At 44.9% G+C, this 15,926-nt stretch carries 17 protein-coding genes; 7 read left to right on the plus strand and 10 right to left on the minus strand.

Translation table 11 applies throughout. The annotated features are described in order from the left end of the window. Window positions 1-938 precede the first annotated feature (938 nt). The 5 genes from FC62_RS02900 (at window position 939) to FC62_RS02920 (ending at window position 5,391) form a co-directional block, all read left to right on the plus strand. Window positions 939-1,508: a hypothetical protein gene (locus FC62_RS02900; RefSeq protein ID WP_156849153.1), complete on the plus strand. Its 570-nt coding sequence runs from the start codon at window positions 939-941 to the stop codon at window positions 1,506-1,508. Continuing rightward, the gene (locus FC62_RS08085) at window positions 1,451-1,912 is read left to right on the plus strand and encodes a hypothetical protein (protein WP_141322561.1); all 462 of its coding nucleotides are present in this window, start codon (window positions 1,451-1,453) and stop codon (window positions 1,910-1,912) included. Before FC62_RS02900 ends, FC62_RS08085 begins: the two co-directional genes overlap by 58 nt. A 177-nt stretch (window positions 1,913-2,089) precedes the next feature. Further along, the gene (locus FC62_RS02910; RefSeq protein ID WP_056946560.1) at window positions 2,090-2,935 is read left to right on the plus strand and encodes a helix-turn-helix domain-containing protein; all 846 of its coding nucleotides are present in this window, start codon (window positions 2,090-2,092) and stop codon (window positions 2,933-2,935) included. 91 nt (window positions 2,936-3,026) lie between these two features. After that, on the plus strand, window positions 3,027-3,971 hold the full coding sequence (locus FC62_RS02915) for a magnesium transporter CorA family protein (RefSeq protein ID WP_054745433.1): 945 nt from the start codon (window positions 3,027-3,029) through the stop codon (window positions 3,969-3,971). Window positions 3,972-4,401: 430 nt separating this feature from the next. After that, window positions 4,402-5,391, plus strand: coding sequence for an ABC transporter substrate-binding protein (locus FC62_RS02920; protein WP_371857347.1), 990 nt, complete (start codon window positions 4,402-4,404; stop codon window positions 5,389-5,391). 75 nt (window positions 5,392-5,466) lie between these two features. Here the strand turns inward: FC62_RS02920 and FC62_RS02925 are convergent, their stop codons facing one another. The 10 genes from FC62_RS02925 to FC62_RS02970 form a co-directional block, all read right to left on the minus strand. Continuing rightward, window positions 5,467-6,789: a replication-associated recombination protein A gene (locus FC62_RS02925; protein WP_056946562.1), complete on the minus strand. Its 1,323-nt coding sequence runs from the start codon at window positions 6,787-6,789 to the stop codon at window positions 5,467-5,469. Between the two features lie 165 nt (window positions 6,790-6,954). Next, window positions 6,955-7,365: a DUF4430 domain-containing protein gene (locus tag FC62_RS02930; RefSeq protein WP_056946564.1), complete on the minus strand. Its 411-nt coding sequence runs from the start codon at window positions 7,363-7,365 to the stop codon at window positions 6,955-6,957. Window positions 7,366-7,389: 24 nt separating this feature from the next. Then, entirely contained in the window at window positions 7,390-9,957 is a 2,568-nt protein-coding gene (locus tag FC62_RS02935; RefSeq protein ID WP_056946566.1) for a vitamin B12-dependent ribonucleotide reductase, read from the minus strand. Window positions 9,958-10,164: 207 nt separating this feature from the next. Beyond that, window positions 10,165-10,644 carry a nucleoside 2-deoxyribosyltransferase gene (locus tag FC62_RS02940; protein ID WP_056946568.1) on the minus strand — a complete coding sequence of 160 codons (480 nt, stop codon included), beginning with the start codon at window positions 10,642-10,644 and terminating at the stop codon, window positions 10,165-10,167. A gap of 2 nt (window positions 10,645-10,646) precedes the next feature. After that, complete coding sequence (locus FC62_RS02945; RefSeq protein WP_236693777.1) at window positions 10,647-11,513, minus strand: aminoglycoside 6-adenylyltransferase; 867 nt, start codon at window positions 11,511-11,513, stop codon at window positions 10,647-10,649. A 38-nt stretch (window positions 11,514-11,551) separates the two neighbouring features. Next, window positions 11,552-12,076: a methylated-DNA--[protein]-cysteine S-methyltransferase gene (locus FC62_RS02950; RefSeq protein ID WP_054745423.1), complete on the minus strand. Its 525-nt coding sequence runs from the start codon at window positions 12,074-12,076 to the stop codon at window positions 11,552-11,554. A gap of 36 nt (window positions 12,077-12,112) precedes the next feature. Next, window positions 12,113-12,445, minus strand: coding sequence for a DUF1048 domain-containing protein (locus tag FC62_RS02955; RefSeq protein ID WP_054745421.1), 333 nt, complete (start codon window positions 12,443-12,445; stop codon window positions 12,113-12,115). Continuing rightward, a complete protein-coding gene (locus tag FC62_RS02960) occupies window positions 12,445-12,771 on the minus strand; it encodes a PadR family transcriptional regulator (RefSeq protein WP_054745419.1) in 327 nt (108 codons plus the stop codon). Before FC62_RS02960 ends, FC62_RS02955 begins: the two co-directional genes overlap by 1 nt. A gap of 148 nt (window positions 12,772-12,919) precedes the next feature. Further along, window positions 12,920-13,216 carry a rhodanese-like domain-containing protein gene (locus FC62_RS02965; protein WP_236693768.1) on the minus strand — a complete coding sequence of 99 codons (297 nt, stop codon included), beginning with the start codon at window positions 13,214-13,216 and terminating at the stop codon, window positions 12,920-12,922. A gap of 77 nt (window positions 13,217-13,293) precedes the next feature. Beyond that, window positions 13,294-13,593 (minus strand): rhodanese-like domain-containing protein, encoded by a 300-nt coding sequence (locus FC62_RS02970; protein WP_162254388.1) that lies wholly within the window; start codon window positions 13,591-13,593, stop codon window positions 13,294-13,296. A gap of 164 nt (window positions 13,594-13,757) precedes the next feature. Here FC62_RS02970 and FC62_RS02975 point away from each other — a divergent pair, with 164 nt between their 5' ends. Then, on the plus strand, window positions 13,758-14,177 hold the full coding sequence (locus tag FC62_RS02975) for an SHOCT domain-containing protein (protein ID WP_054745413.1): 420 nt from the start codon (window positions 13,758-13,760) through the stop codon (window positions 14,175-14,177). Window positions 14,178-14,246: 69 nt separating this feature from the next. Next, complete coding sequence (locus tag FC62_RS02980; RefSeq protein ID WP_056946572.1) at window positions 14,247-15,908, plus strand: formate--tetrahydrofolate ligase; 1,662 nt, start codon at window positions 14,247-14,249, stop codon at window positions 15,906-15,908. The last annotated feature ends 18 nt before the right edge of the window (window positions 15,909-15,926 follow it).

Consider the following 15,926-nt stretch of genomic DNA (forward strand, 5'->3'; position numbering starts at 1 on the left):
TTATACAAATGAGAAAGATACGTTCGTCTTCGCTGGGAAAACAGCTTTAGCTAAAGGTCCCTTGTGAAGCAAATTGATTTATACAGATAAAATAAGAAAAATGGAATTCTACACTCCTCTAGAAGGTAGAAGTTCAAACTTAGTTGCAAAGATTATGTGGCTGAGCATCTTTACAAGTATTATTAAACTCTATTCTGACCCTTTTGTCATCGATTTTGGGGTACCTACTTTTTTTATTTTTCCGAAAAATCCGGAACCCCAATAGATTGAACATTAATTATCCTATAATAATGAATTTTTTATCATTAACTGCCTAATCATGTAAAATATAAGTAAGCAGATAGGATGCTACCAACATTTATTATAGGAAAGGTGATGACATGCAGTATTCATTATTATTTGAGAAAGATGATCACCTCAAATATCAAATTATTCGCACAATTATTCATCACCCAGGTATGACCGTCAGTCAGAACCATTTATTCAGTCAACTAGATTGATCACCCTATAAACTCGAGCAATCGCTAAACGAACTGAATGCCGACTTCATCAGTCTTGGCCACTCCACAGACACACACATCGATTTAACGCAAAAAGGAATCATTCAGGGCTTTAAGCTGAGTACGTTATTACTACAAGAGCTAGGTCTCAAGTACATCAACAAATCACCCTTATTTACCGTATTGAAATACGAATTTTTCTACGACCAAGCCGTTACGAAGACTCGCTTTAGAGAATAAAATTACCTTAGAAGGATACGCATAAGACACCGGAAACGCAGGCCTTTCTTGATACTCAGGCTAAGACGCTCTCAGCTGCGACTGGGTTCGTCTCCTTTGACCCTGTTGTGCCAGACGGTTATGTGTTAGCAGACAAGTTGCTCTACTCTCATATTTTTACCTATGTGGGGAAACGAGCAGAAGGTGGTCTACATCCCCGTGGTTCACCAAACTGTCCACATGGATAATGATTGGTTAGACTATCTCACTAACCTTAGTTACGAATTCTATGACTCACAGGACCAAGAGATTAACGAAAACTTCGACACTTACAAGATTGCCTGCTTACAGGAACGTGACTTAGCCACCAAACAAACTAGGTATATTCCCTACTCTGGTCGAATCAATGGCTTACGTTTGACCAAACTACCTACTGTAGAGCTCCCGACGTTGCCATACGTGAAATATTTCGTCAACAACGTTACAGAAACACGCTCACTCGGTGGCTTCTGGGTCAGCTTTTCCTCGAATTATCAACTAGTAGATGGTGCGTTGCTCGAGCTACCACCTGAGAACATTCGGGTAACCATCAACAAGCAAGCAAATAATGAGACGGAGAAACCGGTAATGGCAATCCTGGCGAATCCGAGAACCCTGGTGATAAACCGGTGGATCCGACTGAGCCAGCTGAACCACCCGAATTGGTTATTCCGGAGAACCCACCAGAGACAGTGGCACCAACGATTCCAGCAGTGCCAATTACTCAGCCAGATAATCCAGCAACTGTAACAACACCAACAAAAGTAGCACTCGTTGATCCGCAACCAACACCTGTACTAGAACGGGATCTGGTTTCCAGTCCAACAAGTACTCCAAATTATGTTGCGCAAACCACACCGACATCGGCGGATAGGATGGCACCAGACGTACCGTCTAAGGAATCCAGTCGAAATAGTCAGGTCGGTCCCAGCTCCATCGTTAAAATTCAGCTACCAAAAACCCAAGCTGCAGTTGCCATACCTGCTAACTCCGACAAGAAGCATCAGAAACCGGATAAACCAGAACCAATGATTGCCTACCTTGGCGGAGGAGGCAGTTCAGGAGTAGCCTTACCTGGTGGTGGTACTGAATCATCCCAACTTGGGCTATACTTTGCTAGCCTCTCGGGTGTGGTGAACTTTGGTTCCAGATAGTATCAATCCTAGAGATGAGCCCATAAAAACTAGAAATGACGATGCTGATTAATTACATATCAGTGTCGTTTTTTTCTTCACTAGAATATTCCGGAAAACAAATAGAATAATATTCTAAATGAAATGCATGAATAATTTTTTTCAAGTATACTGTAGTCATAAGGAATGGTATTCAAGATGATTAATATTAAGAAATTTGTTAGTATTCGTAAAAAACTCGGTCTATCACAAACGGAATTATCTCAGGGCATATGTACACAGGCCACCCTCAGTAAGTTCGAAAACCTCGGCCGCATTCCATCAATTAGAATTATCACGCAACTCTGCGACCGCATGAACATCTCATTAAGCGACTTAATGGTGGACGCCACCGTCACCGCTGTTGATGCACTGTTTGACAAGGCTGATTTCAATCTCATTACCTATGATTATGATGCAATTCGAAATATTCTCAGCCAAATCGTACCTGAGAAGCTCACTGCTTCTGAAAAATGGCATTACAATTATCTGAAGGGTAGTGTGGCGCTATATGACGAGCATGATCTAGTGGCTAGCCTATTCTACTTCAACACCATTTTAACTGATCCAGAAATAGACGATACAAGCATTTACTACCTTCTCGCATTATCTGGCTGTGGTCAAATATACGAGAAGAAGAACGACGTCGAAAAGGCAGAGCATTATTTCAACATCGTCTTTGACAGCGTGATGCATAAGCATATTGATGATTCACACTCAGCAATTCAGATCCTCAGCATTCTCTTGAACGGCGGTGTCTTCTATGCACAAAAGCAGGACTACGATACGAGTAACTCGCTCCTCAACTACGCGTACCATACGTGTTCGGACAACCACATCACATATTATCTTGCACGGATCATCTACCAGCTGGCACAAAACGCCATTGCGACTAAGCAGCCACAGCATCTGATTCAGGAATATATCAGCGATGCTCGCGCATTTGCCCGCCTAAACAACAACACTACTCTACTCCAGAAAATTGCAGCACTCAACAAGAATTGAGTTGCATGATTCTATTAACACGTTATCATTGCCTTCAGTTTCTCATTTTGTCATGCTTGAATTAGATAAAATGCACTGGAGGTTTTTTTGAATGCTGAAATATTTCAAGGTTGACCAGAATGGACTCAAAGAAGCACAAGGGCAAGATCATAACATAATCCTTTTAGAAGAGGAGCACGACCCGAAATACACGGATCAATTAATCGAAAAATATGACCTCCCAAACGACCTCTTCCTGGGTTCCAATCTGCCTGAAGAAGTGACACGGTTGGAGCACCTCGAAGGAACGAAGCTAAATAACCCAACTTCTCTCGTCCTCATGGATTTGTCCGCCAACATGGAACATTCGATTGAAGAACGGCTACAGCCCCTCTCATTTATCAAGTCCGACGAATTATTAATCCTACATATCTGTGAGAACTCCGATTTCTTCGAACGACTCCTAGAGAAATTCGGTCCCCAAATCACGAATTACACCGAGTTTGTTGCGTGGAGTATCTTTCAGATTTCGACCCACTTTCTAAAGGACCTACAGGAACGTAAGAAGATTATTGACGATCTGGAGAATTCCGCTAAGACGACCGCAAAGAATGAGGAGCTTTTTCGCATGATCGATGCTGAACGCAACATGACATACCTCCAGGAGACACTCAATAACCAGCATTCCACGCTGAAAGAACTATTTGAAGAGACCGATTTCGTGGCAGAACTCGATAACGCAGGCCTGATTTACGACATTCAGCTCCGTGATCGGCAGGCAAAGAAGATGGTTGATGTCTATACTAGTCTGATGGAGAATATCAGCGGTTTATTCACAGATATGATGAACAACAATCTCAATCATTTGATGAAATACCTCGATTCACTCTCGATAGTGCTATCCGTTCCCGCGCTGATTGGGACCATCTGGGGCATGAATGCGGGTGGCCTCCTGTTTAAGAAAAGTAGTTATGGCTTTCTCATTATTTTAGCAATCTCGATTATCCTAGGCGCATTAATGGCGTTACACCTGTACAAGAAGGATTATTCTAAATGAACGATTTAGGAAAATCCTGTTGACATTTTAATTATAAAATAATATATTAGAAACATCTATATTAGAAACATCCACTTAATGAATTAAGGCAGCAAATGGTTAAGGGATAATAAATTTAGGAGTATTGAACATGCAAGATTTGTGTACTGCTCAATTACAATTAAATACCAATTTCTTTTTCGACTTCTTTGGATAGCGATTTGCATCATCGGGTGCAAATCGCGCAACCGCGCTATTGCATCCATGAAGGCGAACTATTAACGTTGCATTTACGCCACATGGACTCATAAATCCCATGTGGTTTTTATTTTCTCGAGAAATTATTGGCCAGCCACTTGGAATTTAAGTCCACAGGCTGGCCTTTTTAGTTTGCTAAATCACCTACCAGTCAAAGTGAAATCGCACTTAAAAAATTTTTGGAGGAAACAATATGATAAATAAGCGGGACAAGAAAGTAACACGGCAGAGTAACAAGTTAATGCTCGGACTAATTCTCACGGCTGCACTGGCAATTAGCTTCGTTGGTTGTGGCAAGAAAACGGCAGCTAAGGATAACGAACCAATCAAGATTGGCATTCTTCAACTCATCGACCAAACGGCCTTAACAGATGCGCGGAAAGGCTTTGAAGCAGAACTCGCAGCAGCAGGTTACAAGGGTAAGAAGATTAAGATTGATTATGTGAACGCCCAGGGTGATCAGAGTAACCTACGGACAATGAGTGAGAAACTAAAGAAGGACCAAAACGTCGTCAACTTGGCACTTGCAACACCAGCGGCCCAGGCCCTCCAGAAAGTGGACCCAGACACGCCCATGGTCTTCACCGCTATCACCGATCCAAAGGAAGCCGGCCTCACCACTAATCTCAAACAGCCGGATACGAACGCCACTGGTGTGACGGACAATGTTTCCATGAAACTGCAAATTAAATTTCTCCACCATCTGCTGCCAAAAGCGCAAACAGTCGGGATTATCTACAATGCTGCAGAATCAAACTCGCTTACGCAGGTCAAAGAGGCTGAGAAGGAACTGAAACAGCTGGGAATTAAGGTGAAGAAATTGACCGTGGCGACGACAAACGACGTGGATCAGGCAACACGCTCGATGGCAAAGAAAGTCGACGCCATCTACCTACCAACTGACAACACGATGGCCGCCGCGATGGTGACAGTGGGTAAGATTTCAAGAAAGACTAAGGTCCCAGTTATTCCTGGTGCAAGTACCATGGTGCGGGATGGTGGTGTTGCTAACGAGGGACTAGATTATGAGAAACTTGGCCGCCAAACGGCTAAGTTAGCCATCAAAATCATCAAGGGCCAGCAGGTTTCTGATCTCCCAGTCGAACAGCCAAAAGACATCACAATTATTAAAAATGAAAAGATGATGCAGGCGCTGGGTATTTCAGACGATCAATTAGAATAGATCCGCATCAGCTGAAAATTGGCACAATAAAAATTAGGCCAACACTCTTGAACAGAGATTGTCAGCCTGATTTTTCTATTCTTGGTGTGCCCGATGCCACTCCTTAATCTGTTCTAGACGTGCCTTAAACCGCACCTCTTGGCCCTCGATTGTCGGTAAATAATACTCGTGACCGGCGACCGATTCCGGCATTGTGTCCATCGTCGTTAACTTATCCTTAGTTGCATGGGCGTATTCGTAATCTTTACCATAGCCTAGATCCTTCATCAACTTCGTTGGTGCATTTCTAATCTGCAAAGGAACCGGATCATTCGCAGTCTGCTTGACGTCCTTTGCCGCAGCATTCTTGGCCGCATAAACCGCATTAGACTTCGGCGCAAGCGCCATATAAGTCACCGCCTCTACCAGATGGACATCGCACTCAGGCATCCCCAGAAACTGACAAGCCTGAAAAACGTTTATGGCTACGTTCAGCGCGTTAGTGTCTGCTAAGCCAATGTCTTCCGCTGCAAAGCGGACAATGCGGCGGGCGATATAAAGCGGATCCTCGCCACCTTCAAGCATCCGTAGTAGCCAGTAGATCGAAGCATCTACGTCACTATTGCGCATTGATTTATGCAGAGCCGAGATAATGTTGTAGTGCTCTTCACCGTTCTTGTCGTACAGGACAAATTTACGGGTAATTAGTTGGGCCAGGCTGGACGTGGTCACCGTAATCTCAGAGCCATTCTTCTCACCGTTCAAGACGGCCATTTCCAGCGTGTTGAGGGCCATCCTTGCATCCCCATCGGCGAAATTTGCAATGGAATGAAGTTCCGCAGCACCGATCTTGACATGCTGTTTCAAAAATCCAGCAGGATTGGTGAGCGCATTTTGCAGCAGCTGGCTGATTGCAGCAGTCGTCAATGCCTTCAGTACGAAAACCTTGCAGCGTGATAATAAGGCCGAGTTCACCTCAAACGAAGGGTTCTCGGTCGTTGCCCCAATCAAAATAATGCTGCCTCGCTCGACATAGGGCAAGAACGCATCCTGCTGTGCCTTATTGAAACGGTGAATCTCATCAACAAAAACCATCGTCTGTTGCCCAATCTCCCGGTCAAGCTCGGCCTGTTGCATGATCTTTTTAATCTTACTAATACTACTATCGACGGCGCTAAAGCTCAAAAAATTCGATTTGGTTGTCCGGGCAATAATCTCGGCGAGAGTGGTCTTCCCGACTCCTGGCGGCCCCCAGAAGATCATCGATGATACCTGGTCATTCTCGATGATTTCACGCAGGATTTTGCCGGGACCAAGCAAATGGTCCTGACCGACAAATTGCGCCAGCGTTTGCGGTCTCACCCGACTCGCGAGTGGCGTATTGTCTACTTGGTTTGCAAAAAGTGATTCTTGTTTCATGATAACCGCCTGTTCTTGTGCAACTTAGTTTAGCTAAATTTACTACCAATAATTATACCGCATTAACCAAACATCTGTTCACCTTTTGCCTAATAGAAAAAAAGCCATTCAAGTTTAACCTCCTCACAGAGGCAATTTGAATGGCTTAAATGAAATATCGTCACCTTATTTTTCGTATGTGCTCAGCTTGAAGACAACCTTGTCCTTTGGTGCAAGCTGGATCTCGCCTGCACCCTTTGTGGCATCCTGACCATTTACCGTGAAGGTCCAGTAAGCGCCAGCTTGGTCGTCTTGTTCTACACCATTGATCGCCGAGACGAATCCCTTACTTTCGGTCACCCGATAGCTCTTCTTCAAGGCGGCTAAAACTGACTCGCCCTTTTTGAACGACACCTTCTTGTTGCCTAGCACCTTGTTGTTGGTTCGATCAAACACCTTAATTGTTGCCGTTTGGTTCGCGACAGAACTTGATTTAGTTTGTGTATTGTCTGTTGACTTCTCCTGATTGCTGCAGCCCACTCCTAGGAGCAGTATTGGTAATACCGCCACAACCAAAATTCTTAGCAGTTTTTTCATTAAAAAATTTCCTTAATATTAGTATTACAGCCCGCACTTCAATTGTACTTTACAGTTGGTGCACGTGGTACAGCCACCAATCTTCTCCACAATTCCCTTGTGGCAGATTGGACAAATGTTTCCTTCGTCGACACCCTCGACACGGCCGGTAAACAGGCCTGTGAGCTCTTCATCAGTGGGGGCACACTGTTCTTTTGTGTCGTCCGTATCGGTAATTACGTGTAGCTCAACTTGTTCAACGGCCTTGACAGGTTCATCGGTCGTCTTAGCCTTACTTGTATCATCGTCATCCAGTAAGTTATCCATCGTGTTTTCTTCATTAGTGAGGGTCAGCACCTGTGAATCACGGCTACCATCCACGTAGACGGTACCCCCTTTTGCACCACCATCGTAGAGGTCTTGGTACACCTGGGCAACTTGTTCCACGCTGTAGCCTCTTGGCGCGTTGACGGTCTTCGAGATAGAACTATCAACCCAGCGCTGAATGACACATTGAACGTCAACGTGCTCCTTTGGAGAAAGCTCCATTGCCGAGACGAAGAAATCAGGTAAGTTTTCCTTAGTTGTCCCCGGATGACTTGCAAGGTATTCATCAACAATTGCAGCGTTTACTTCGATGAATTTGCCCAGACGACCTGAACGGAAGTATGAGAATGAGTAGTATGGCTCTAAACCGGTTGAGACGCCGGTCATAGTCCCAGTCGAGCCAGTAGGAGCAACCGTTAACAGGTGTGAATTTCTAATCCCATACTTCAAGACATCTTGGCGAATGTCCTCAGGCATCTTCTTCATGTAACCGGTATTGATAAATTTCTCCCGTAAAGCTGCTGTCTCTGCGGCAGTTTGGCCAACCAAGAATGGGAAACTACCTTTAGTCTTAGCTAACTCTATTGATTGTCGGTAAGCGGTCGTTGCGATAATTTCAAACAGATGATCGATCAATTGGTTACCCTCAACTGAACCATACCGTTTCTCACAGTAAATCAACAGGTCTGCGAGACCCATGATGCCCATGCCAATCCGTCGTTCTCCCTTAGCTTGCCGCTCGTTTTTGTCGAAAAAGTATGGCGTAGCATCAATAACGAGATCCTGGAATTGCACGGCGTGACGCACAACCCGTTTCAGCTTCTCTTCATCCACAGTCTTAGTTTCTTTATTCACGAAATTAGCTAGGTTCAAGGAAGCCAGGTTGCAGACTGCATATGGGGTCAGTGGCTGCTCACCACAAGGGTTGGTAGCTACAACCTTTTGACCGTAAGCAGTTGCATTCGTCATCTCGTTTGCGTTATCGATGAAGAAAATTCCGGGTTCAGCAGAGTAGGTTGCACAAAAAGTAATCAAATCCCAAAGTTCACGAGCTTTAATTGTTCTGTAGGTTTTGACGGCGTGACCCATTTTTTCCCATTCACGCACATCACCGACATCCTGCCACTGCTCGTCATAGATGGCCATCTCCGCTTCATCGTAGTTATCGACGTCTGGAAATCTTAGTTCATAGTTGCCATCAGTTTTAACAGCCTCCATGAATTCCTTCGTTAAACAAACCGAAATATTTGCTCCGGTCAAGAAGTCAGCATTTTGAACGGAATAGCTACCACCTAGACGGAGCTTCTCCTCAATCTCGTGTTTGAACTGACTCTCTTCAGTATGCTCAATTGCCTCTTGGTAGAAGGCTTGCTCATCAGAAGAGAGTGGCTTGAAGTCTAGCTTTTCACTCGCTAGTCGCCGGACCAACTTGCTCTTACTGTTGTTAATCAAGTACTGCAATACTGACGGATTTTGGATTTTGGCTAAAATAAATTCGAAGATGTCTGGGTGCCAGTCGGCCAACATGATCATCTGGGCCCCACGACGAGATCCGCCCTGTTCAACCAAGTGAGTTAAGTTGGCCAGGTCATTCAGCCAGGAAATAGCCCCGGAGGATTTACCATTGACACCATGGACCACTGCAGCCTTTGGCCGCAACGTTGAACCATTCGTCCCGACACCGCCACCGCGACTCATGATTTCCATTACTTCCTGTCTGTGCTTGGCTAGCCCACCACGTGAGTCCTGGATGAACGGCATCACGTAGCAATTAAAGTAGGTCACCTCAGAGTTTGTCCCCGCCCCGTAGATAACTCGACCGGCAGGAATAAAGTTCTGGTGCACGAGTTCATGGTAGAAATCTTTTTCGAGCTGGGCTTCATCACTAGCTGCTGCACTGTGAGCAATTCCTGTGGCTACCCGCTTAGCAACTTGTTCGTAGAATAACTCTAGTGGTTTCTCAATCTCCGTTTTACGACGGGTCACAATGCCATCAGCCTCATCTAGTACGCCACGGAATTCTTCCTCGACCAATATCTGGACGATCTCACCATTAATCTCGGTCACGTTACCAATACCACGCGTGGGGTAATTGGGATCATCCTTCACGGTAAGCACGACCAGATCACCTACAGCTAACGTGCTGTTACTAGGATCTTTATAGGTATACCTGTCGAGCATAATTAGGCGCGCAATGCCGGTAAAAGTCATGTGCATATCTGGCGTAATTAGCGTAATTTCAGGAAAATTTTGTGTAATAATCGTATTGAGGTTCGTATAGTCCATAACTCTTGCTCCTTGGTTAATCTACTATATTTTGTGGTGCATAATTCAATTCTATACTATATAAGGTGTAATTCAAGACTTTAAAAAATAATTTTTCTGTGCTATGGCACACACGAAGGCAACTATTTAATAACCAAATTCTGCCAAAGCACTTAAAAAAACCTGTTAGATTTTGTTAATCTAACAGGTTTTGACCGTCCGGAAAATTTATTTAAGATAATCCCGTAAGCCAGAGACTAAATCCTTGCTGCTACTGTATACTTGACCGTTTTGTTTGATTAAGCCAATCACAAAGAGGTTGATGTATGCAAACTGACTCTCTGCTACCTCCTGTAACGCCTCTAGCTTAGCCTGATTCGTTGCCCCCTGTTGCCGTGAGTCCGTGTAGAGACCGACCACCGGGATGTTTTTGCCGAAAGCTAGCCCAATCTCAGCCGCCACACCGGCATCAAGCCCTACTCCGTCCAGAACCGCTACCACCAAATCACTGGCTACTAACTCGTTCGTATCACCTTTTGCGATAGCGATGCTGTCTGCATAAGCGTTCTTGTCATTGATACTGGCGTTCTCCTGGGGTAAGTAGACCTCTACATTAGGATATTCATTTCTAATCTGTTCGACCATATAGGCGTTATAACGGGCTTCTTGCTCAGAAAAAAGACCGTTTGCAAAATAAATTTTCGTCACAATTAATTCTCCAATATCTTCTTTAGTTTAGTATTAGTATATTCCATCACGCGCTCACCAGAAGTAGGATCATAGTCCAAACCGATTTGTTGTGCATTCTGGATTGCCAGGGCCTGGTACTGTTCCTGGATCTCTACCATATTCTGCGCCACCGTCTCTAGACTCGACATGTTGCTAAAGCGCCGCAACTCATCCTGCTCGGCTACAGTCAGGTACGAAAAGAGATCGCCCACGTTCTTGCCGAGGTTAACCTGGAAATCGTGCTCGAAGGCTACTCGCCATTCGACCTGCATGAGGTACTCACCCAGAATTCCGTCGAAGTAATGGTCTACGGCGTAAAAAAATTGATTGCGCAATATTCCCTTAACGACGTACGGACCAATCCACCAGAATTCATTGGTTCGCCGGAAGAAGAAGCCCTGGGACGGTTTCTTGCGGAAGTAGCGCCGATCATCTTGGACCAACTCTAATCCGGCTAATATGTGTGCGGGATCAAACAGCACCTGTGCAATTGGATCAGCTTTAGCCCAGGCACCAATCTCAGATTCTGGTACCAGACCCAAATCCAGTCGATTGCCATCAGTGAACAGCATTAAGAAGTTAAATCTCTTCGTATAATCGATTGGTCTTGGGGTAAGATCCATCGGGGTCTGCATTACAATTCGTTCCCCAAATTCATCAAGCCAACCACGCTCATCAATTAAATGTTGCATCTGATCATCTGGCACCACATAAATGATGTCGAAATCGGTAAATTCATCACTTCTTGCCTTATAGACCCGTGAGCCATTGGCAGCAATCGCCCGCACAACACCAAGCTTCTCCGCCACAGCAAAGATCAGTTGTCTCATCTCAGCCTTAGTTCGCATTTTCACACAACCCTTCCACAATTATTGTTTAGTTAAAATTACCTCTTTGGATACTTTAAATTAGCAACAGCTACTCCCTCATGCTCTAACAGTTTAACTTTCCTGTCTAGCCCACCACTATAGCCGGTAAGTTGCCTATTTTGGCCCAGCACCCGGTGACAGGGAACTAGGATGACAAGTGGATTTCTTCCTATTGCTCCACCTACCGCCTGTGAGCTCATCGACTTTTGACCCAGGCGTTTGGCGCATTTGACCGCGATATCCCGATAAGTGGTTGTTTGTCCATAAGGAATCTGACTGATCTCGGACCACACAACTTTGGCAAACTCGCTGCCTGTTGTCCTAGTCCTCAGAACAGAAACATCCGGTTCTAAGCCAGCGAAATAATCTGTTAGCCAGTCCTTAGTTCGGGATAATAGTTCGTTATTAGCATCTAAGTGCGCAGTTTGTTCAATCTTACTCAAAAGTTCTTTCGTCAGGAAATCAATCCCGGTCAGATTCTCACCGTCACTGCGGAGTAACAGTGTGCCAAGCGGTGAGTCAGTTAGGCTGTATAAGTCCATCGTTAGTACCCCGTTTCTTAAGCGGTATTATTTACCCTATTCAAGCTCTTTAATGGTTCTTCTCAACTTATTCTGTTGCTTGACAATCCACATCTGTTCGGGGTAATTATTCACTAATTCGGTCGCAAATTCAACCGAATCTTCGCCAACGACATCCTTCAGTGGCACATTGTCCGCTGCAGCTTGTTCGAAAATTCCTAAACCATCATAGATTACCGTCATAATACCATCACCTGCTGCGAAATTGTAAATATAGCGCTCAATAGCTGCATAAGCCACCGCGTAATCATGGGGTAACTTGGCCAATCTCGCCTTGTATTCACTATATTCCTTCTTATCTCCGACCAACTTCTTTAAAATATTCTCCATTAATGTGTCTCCCTCAGTTGTGTCAATTTAGTACCAATAAAATCCCACTTCACCCAGAAATCATCTAAATATGCCTTTCCAGCCTCATTCAATGAGTAGAATTTACGCATTGGTCCCTGATCCGACTTTTTCTTCTCAATGGTCACGAGTCCCTTTTTCTCTAACCTAAGTAGAACAGTGTATACTGTTCCCTCCACCAGGTTATCAAAGCCGAGGCTTACCAGATAACTGGTAATTTCGTAGCCATAGGTTGCCTTCTTATTCTTGATTGTCTGTAATAGAACACCTTCTAGTATGCCCTTTAGAATCTCGGTCATTCCTTCCAATTAGTACACCACCCGTCAGATATTTAACTATATTGTGCTGTTAAGTACCACTATATAGTATCGTGAAGTAGATAAGTTGTCAATTATGTGCCCCCACTTGAGCGCAAAAAAAAGACCCGTAGGTCTTTGCTGATTAATTCATGTTTAATTATGCAACTTCATTTGCAATCTGGTTCATGCCACCTAAAACGTTAATCACATTAAAGTGTAGTTGTGCCAGAAATTCCGTTGCGGTAAAGGACCGACTACCAGAACGACAAATAACGTAGTACAACTCGTTTTGGTCTAATTCATCAACGCGAGCACCCATTTCACTCACAGGAAAGTTAATGGCGTTTGGAATATGGTGTTGTTGATACTCGTCTTCCTCGCGGACATCAAGGACGTTGACCGAGCCTTGCTGCAATAAAAGTAAAAATTCTGCACTAGAAATTGACTCAACCACAAAGATTTCCCCCCAACAGTTATCTCTAACCATTATTAAACAGGGATTTGCAGTGCTTGTCAATTATCTTTTGTGAATTATTGCTCTAACTGACCTGGCCAAGCCTTAATACCGCCAACTAGTTCAACCACGTCAAACTCTTGACTAGCTAAGAACGCCGTCACCACTTGTGAACGATGGTCAGTGTGTGCGACAAAATAATATGTTTGCTCTGAATCTATTCTCCCCAAGTACGTGACAATATCACGAATTGGAATGTTAATTGAGCCCGGAATATGACCAGAATTGAACTCCGGTGCCTCACGGACATCAACTATTGGGGGATTGCTCGGAAAAATATTTTCGTAAAAATCGCTCATGGACATTTGCTTACTCATGCTGAACACCATCTTCTTCCTCATTTGCCTTAATTATATCAGGCGAATAAGGAAAGCGTTATTGGTAAACGTTTTCAATTTAAAAATACAATCTTACATCGATTTCATGCTATACTAATTTTAAATTTAATTTTCATCTGACAGGGAGAATGGGGAGGTAAGTTATGGTAAGTATTTTCAATTCAAAGCATATTCACTTTAATACGGGGCACGATTTCGATGATGAAGGCTTCGACCAAATAAAGGAAGCACGTCGCTTGTTTGACGAAGGGATTCTAACTGAAGCCGAATTCAATAAGATTAAATCAGATCGACTTGCTGAGCACTTGGAACCAACAGATTCACTTGAAGAGAACCTTGAAGCATTGGCATCATTTAATGAGCTGAAAGAGAACGGCATTCTGACGGCGCCGGAATTTGCCCACCTGAAAACCAAGTTTCTTGCACCGGAAAATTATGATTTAGATCGCGATACCGACGAGGTGCTAGAAGCCATCTCTACTGTCCACAAATACATCAATACTGGTGTAGTGAACGAGCAGGAATTCACGAACTTTAAACAAGCTTTATTGGCGGATTTCTAGCCAAGAGGATAAAACACTGAAAGCCATCTGATCTGGCTTTTTATTTTGGAAGAAGGAGTAACCGCCACAATGAATGATTTAGAAATTGCCCAGAAAGCCATGATGTGGCCCATTACGAAAGTCGCCGCCAACCTGGGGCTTAATCCAGACGACTTTGAGCAGTATGGTAAATATAAGGCGAAGCTCAACTTAGACGTGATTGCGGACAAGGCACCGACAAAGCACAAATTAATCCTCGTAACATCTATTAACCCAACACCGGCCGGTGAAGGTAAATCAACGGTCATGGTTGGCCTGGGTGATGCACTCAATCTCCGTGGCCTAAAGACGGTGATTGCGATTAGAGAGCCCTCCATGGGTCCCGTTATGGGCATGAAAGGTGGCGCTGCTGGTGGTGGCTACAGCCAAGTAATGCCCATGGAGGAAATAAACCTCCACTTCACCGGCGATATTCATGCACTCACTAGTGCTAACAATACGCTCGCCGCACTGATTGATAACTACATTCAACGAGATAATCAAATCGGTCTTGATCCACGACAAATAATCTGGAAACGGGCAATTGACGTCAACGATCGCTCACTCCGCAATATCATCACTGGCCTGGGTGGCAGAATAAATGGCATTCCGCGTGAGGCAGGATTTGATATTACCGCTGCGAGCGAGTTGATGGCCGTCTTGTGCTTAGCGACAAGTATTAGCGACTTGAAACAACGAGTCGGCCGAATCATTGTTGGTTACACCACGGAGCAAGAACCCGTGAGTGTTGCCGACCTGGGTTTTGCCGACGCGATTACGATCCTCCTAAAAGAGGCATTAAAGCCAAACCTCGCTCAGACCTTGGCCCATACGCCCGCCATCATTCATGGCGGCCCATTTGCCAATATTGCGCACGGCTGTAACAGCGTTTTGGCAACAAAGGCCGCACTGACATTAGGTGACTATACCGTAACAGAAGCTGGCTTTGGCTCCGATCTTGGCGCAGAGAAGTTTCTGGACATCAAGACACCTGTGCTTGGTAGAACTCCAGATGCCATCGTAGTGGTCGCTACGGTGCGTGCCTTAAAGTACAACGGCGGGCAAAAGCTGGGAGAACTAACCAACGAAGACCTCGAAGCACTGAGAAAAGGGATGCCAAACCTCCTCCGGCACATCGCCAACATGCAGCAGTATGGTTACCAACCGGTGGTTGCAATCAATCGCTTCACAAGCGATACACAGGCAGAACTTGAGCTGATTAAACAGGAATGTGCGCAGATCAACGTGACAGCTGTGGTTGCTAATAGTTGGGCAAAGGGTGGTGCAGGTACACTGGACCTTGCAGATGCAGTCGTTTCTGCTACCGCGAATCCCGTCTCCTTCCAGCCGTTATATGACCATAACGACCCTATCGAATCTAAGTTACAGACCGTTGTGACCAAGACCTACGGCGGCAGCGGCATAGTTTTGTCGGCTCAGGCCAAGCGCCAGTTACGCCGCATTTCAGACAACGGATGGGCTAACCTTCCCGTCTGTATCGCAAAGACCCAATACTCCTTCTCAGACGATCCACAACAACTTGGTGCTCCAGCTGGTTTCGAAGTTACTGTACGTGAATTGATTCCGAAGATTGGTGCAGGATTCATCGTCGCGCTGACCGGTTCGATTTACACTATGCCTGGGCTACCAGCCACTCCGGCGGCAGTAAACATGCATATCGATGCAGAAGGCAAAGTCGAGGGACTCTTCTAGCCACAGAACCTAATAACC

It is taken from the genome of Amylolactobacillus amylotrophicus DSM 20534, from assembly GCF_001434555.1.
Classification (GTDB): Bacteria; Bacillota; Bacilli; order Lactobacillales; family Lactobacillaceae; genus Amylolactobacillus; species Amylolactobacillus amylophilus.

What these genes read in the sequence shown, in the direction of transcription:
- FC62_RS02980 (WP_056946572.1), top strand. Translation starts at nt 14,247, where the DNA reads ATGAATGATTTAGAAATTGCCCAGAAAGCCATGATGTGGCCCATTACG.
- FC62_RS02975 (WP_054745413.1), top strand. Translation starts at nt 13,758, where the DNA reads ATGGTAAGTATTTTCAATTCAAAGCATATTCACTTTAATACGGGGCAC.
- FC62_RS02915 (WP_054745433.1), top strand. Translation starts at nt 3,027, where the DNA reads ATGCTGAAATATTTCAAGGTTGACCAGAATGGACTCAAAGAAGCACAA.
- FC62_RS02920 (WP_371857347.1), top strand. Translation starts at nt 4,402, where the DNA reads ATGATAAATAAGCGGGACAAGAAAGTAACACGGCAGAGTAACAAGTTA.
- FC62_RS02970 (WP_162254388.1), bottom strand. Translation starts at nt 13,593, where the DNA reads ATGAGTAAGCAAATGTCCATGAGCGATTTTTACGAAAATATTTTTCCG.
- FC62_RS02910 (WP_056946560.1), top strand. Translation starts at nt 2,090, where the DNA reads ATGATTAATATTAAGAAATTTGTTAGTATTCGTAAAAAACTCGGTCTA.
- FC62_RS02955 (WP_054745421.1), bottom strand. Translation starts at nt 12,445, where the DNA reads ATGGAGAATATTTTAAAGAAGTTGGTCGGAGATAAGAAGGAATATAGT.
- FC62_RS02925 (WP_056946562.1), bottom strand. Translation starts at nt 6,789, where the DNA reads ATGAAACAAGAATCACTTTTTGCAAACCAAGTAGACAATACGCCACTC.
- FC62_RS02930 (WP_056946564.1), bottom strand. Translation starts at nt 7,365, where the DNA reads ATGAAAAAACTGCTAAGAATTTTGGTTGTGGCGGTATTACCAATACTG.
- FC62_RS02935 (WP_056946566.1), bottom strand. Translation starts at nt 9,957, where the DNA reads ATGGACTATACGAACCTCAATACGATTATTACACAAAATTTTCCTGAA.
- FC62_RS02945 (WP_236693777.1), bottom strand. Translation starts at nt 11,513, where the DNA reads ATGCGAACTAAGGCTGAGATGAGACAACTGATCTTTGCTGTGGCGGAG.
- FC62_RS02950 (WP_054745423.1), bottom strand. Translation starts at nt 12,076, where the DNA reads ATGGACTTATACAGCCTAACTGACTCACCGCTTGGCACACTGTTACTC.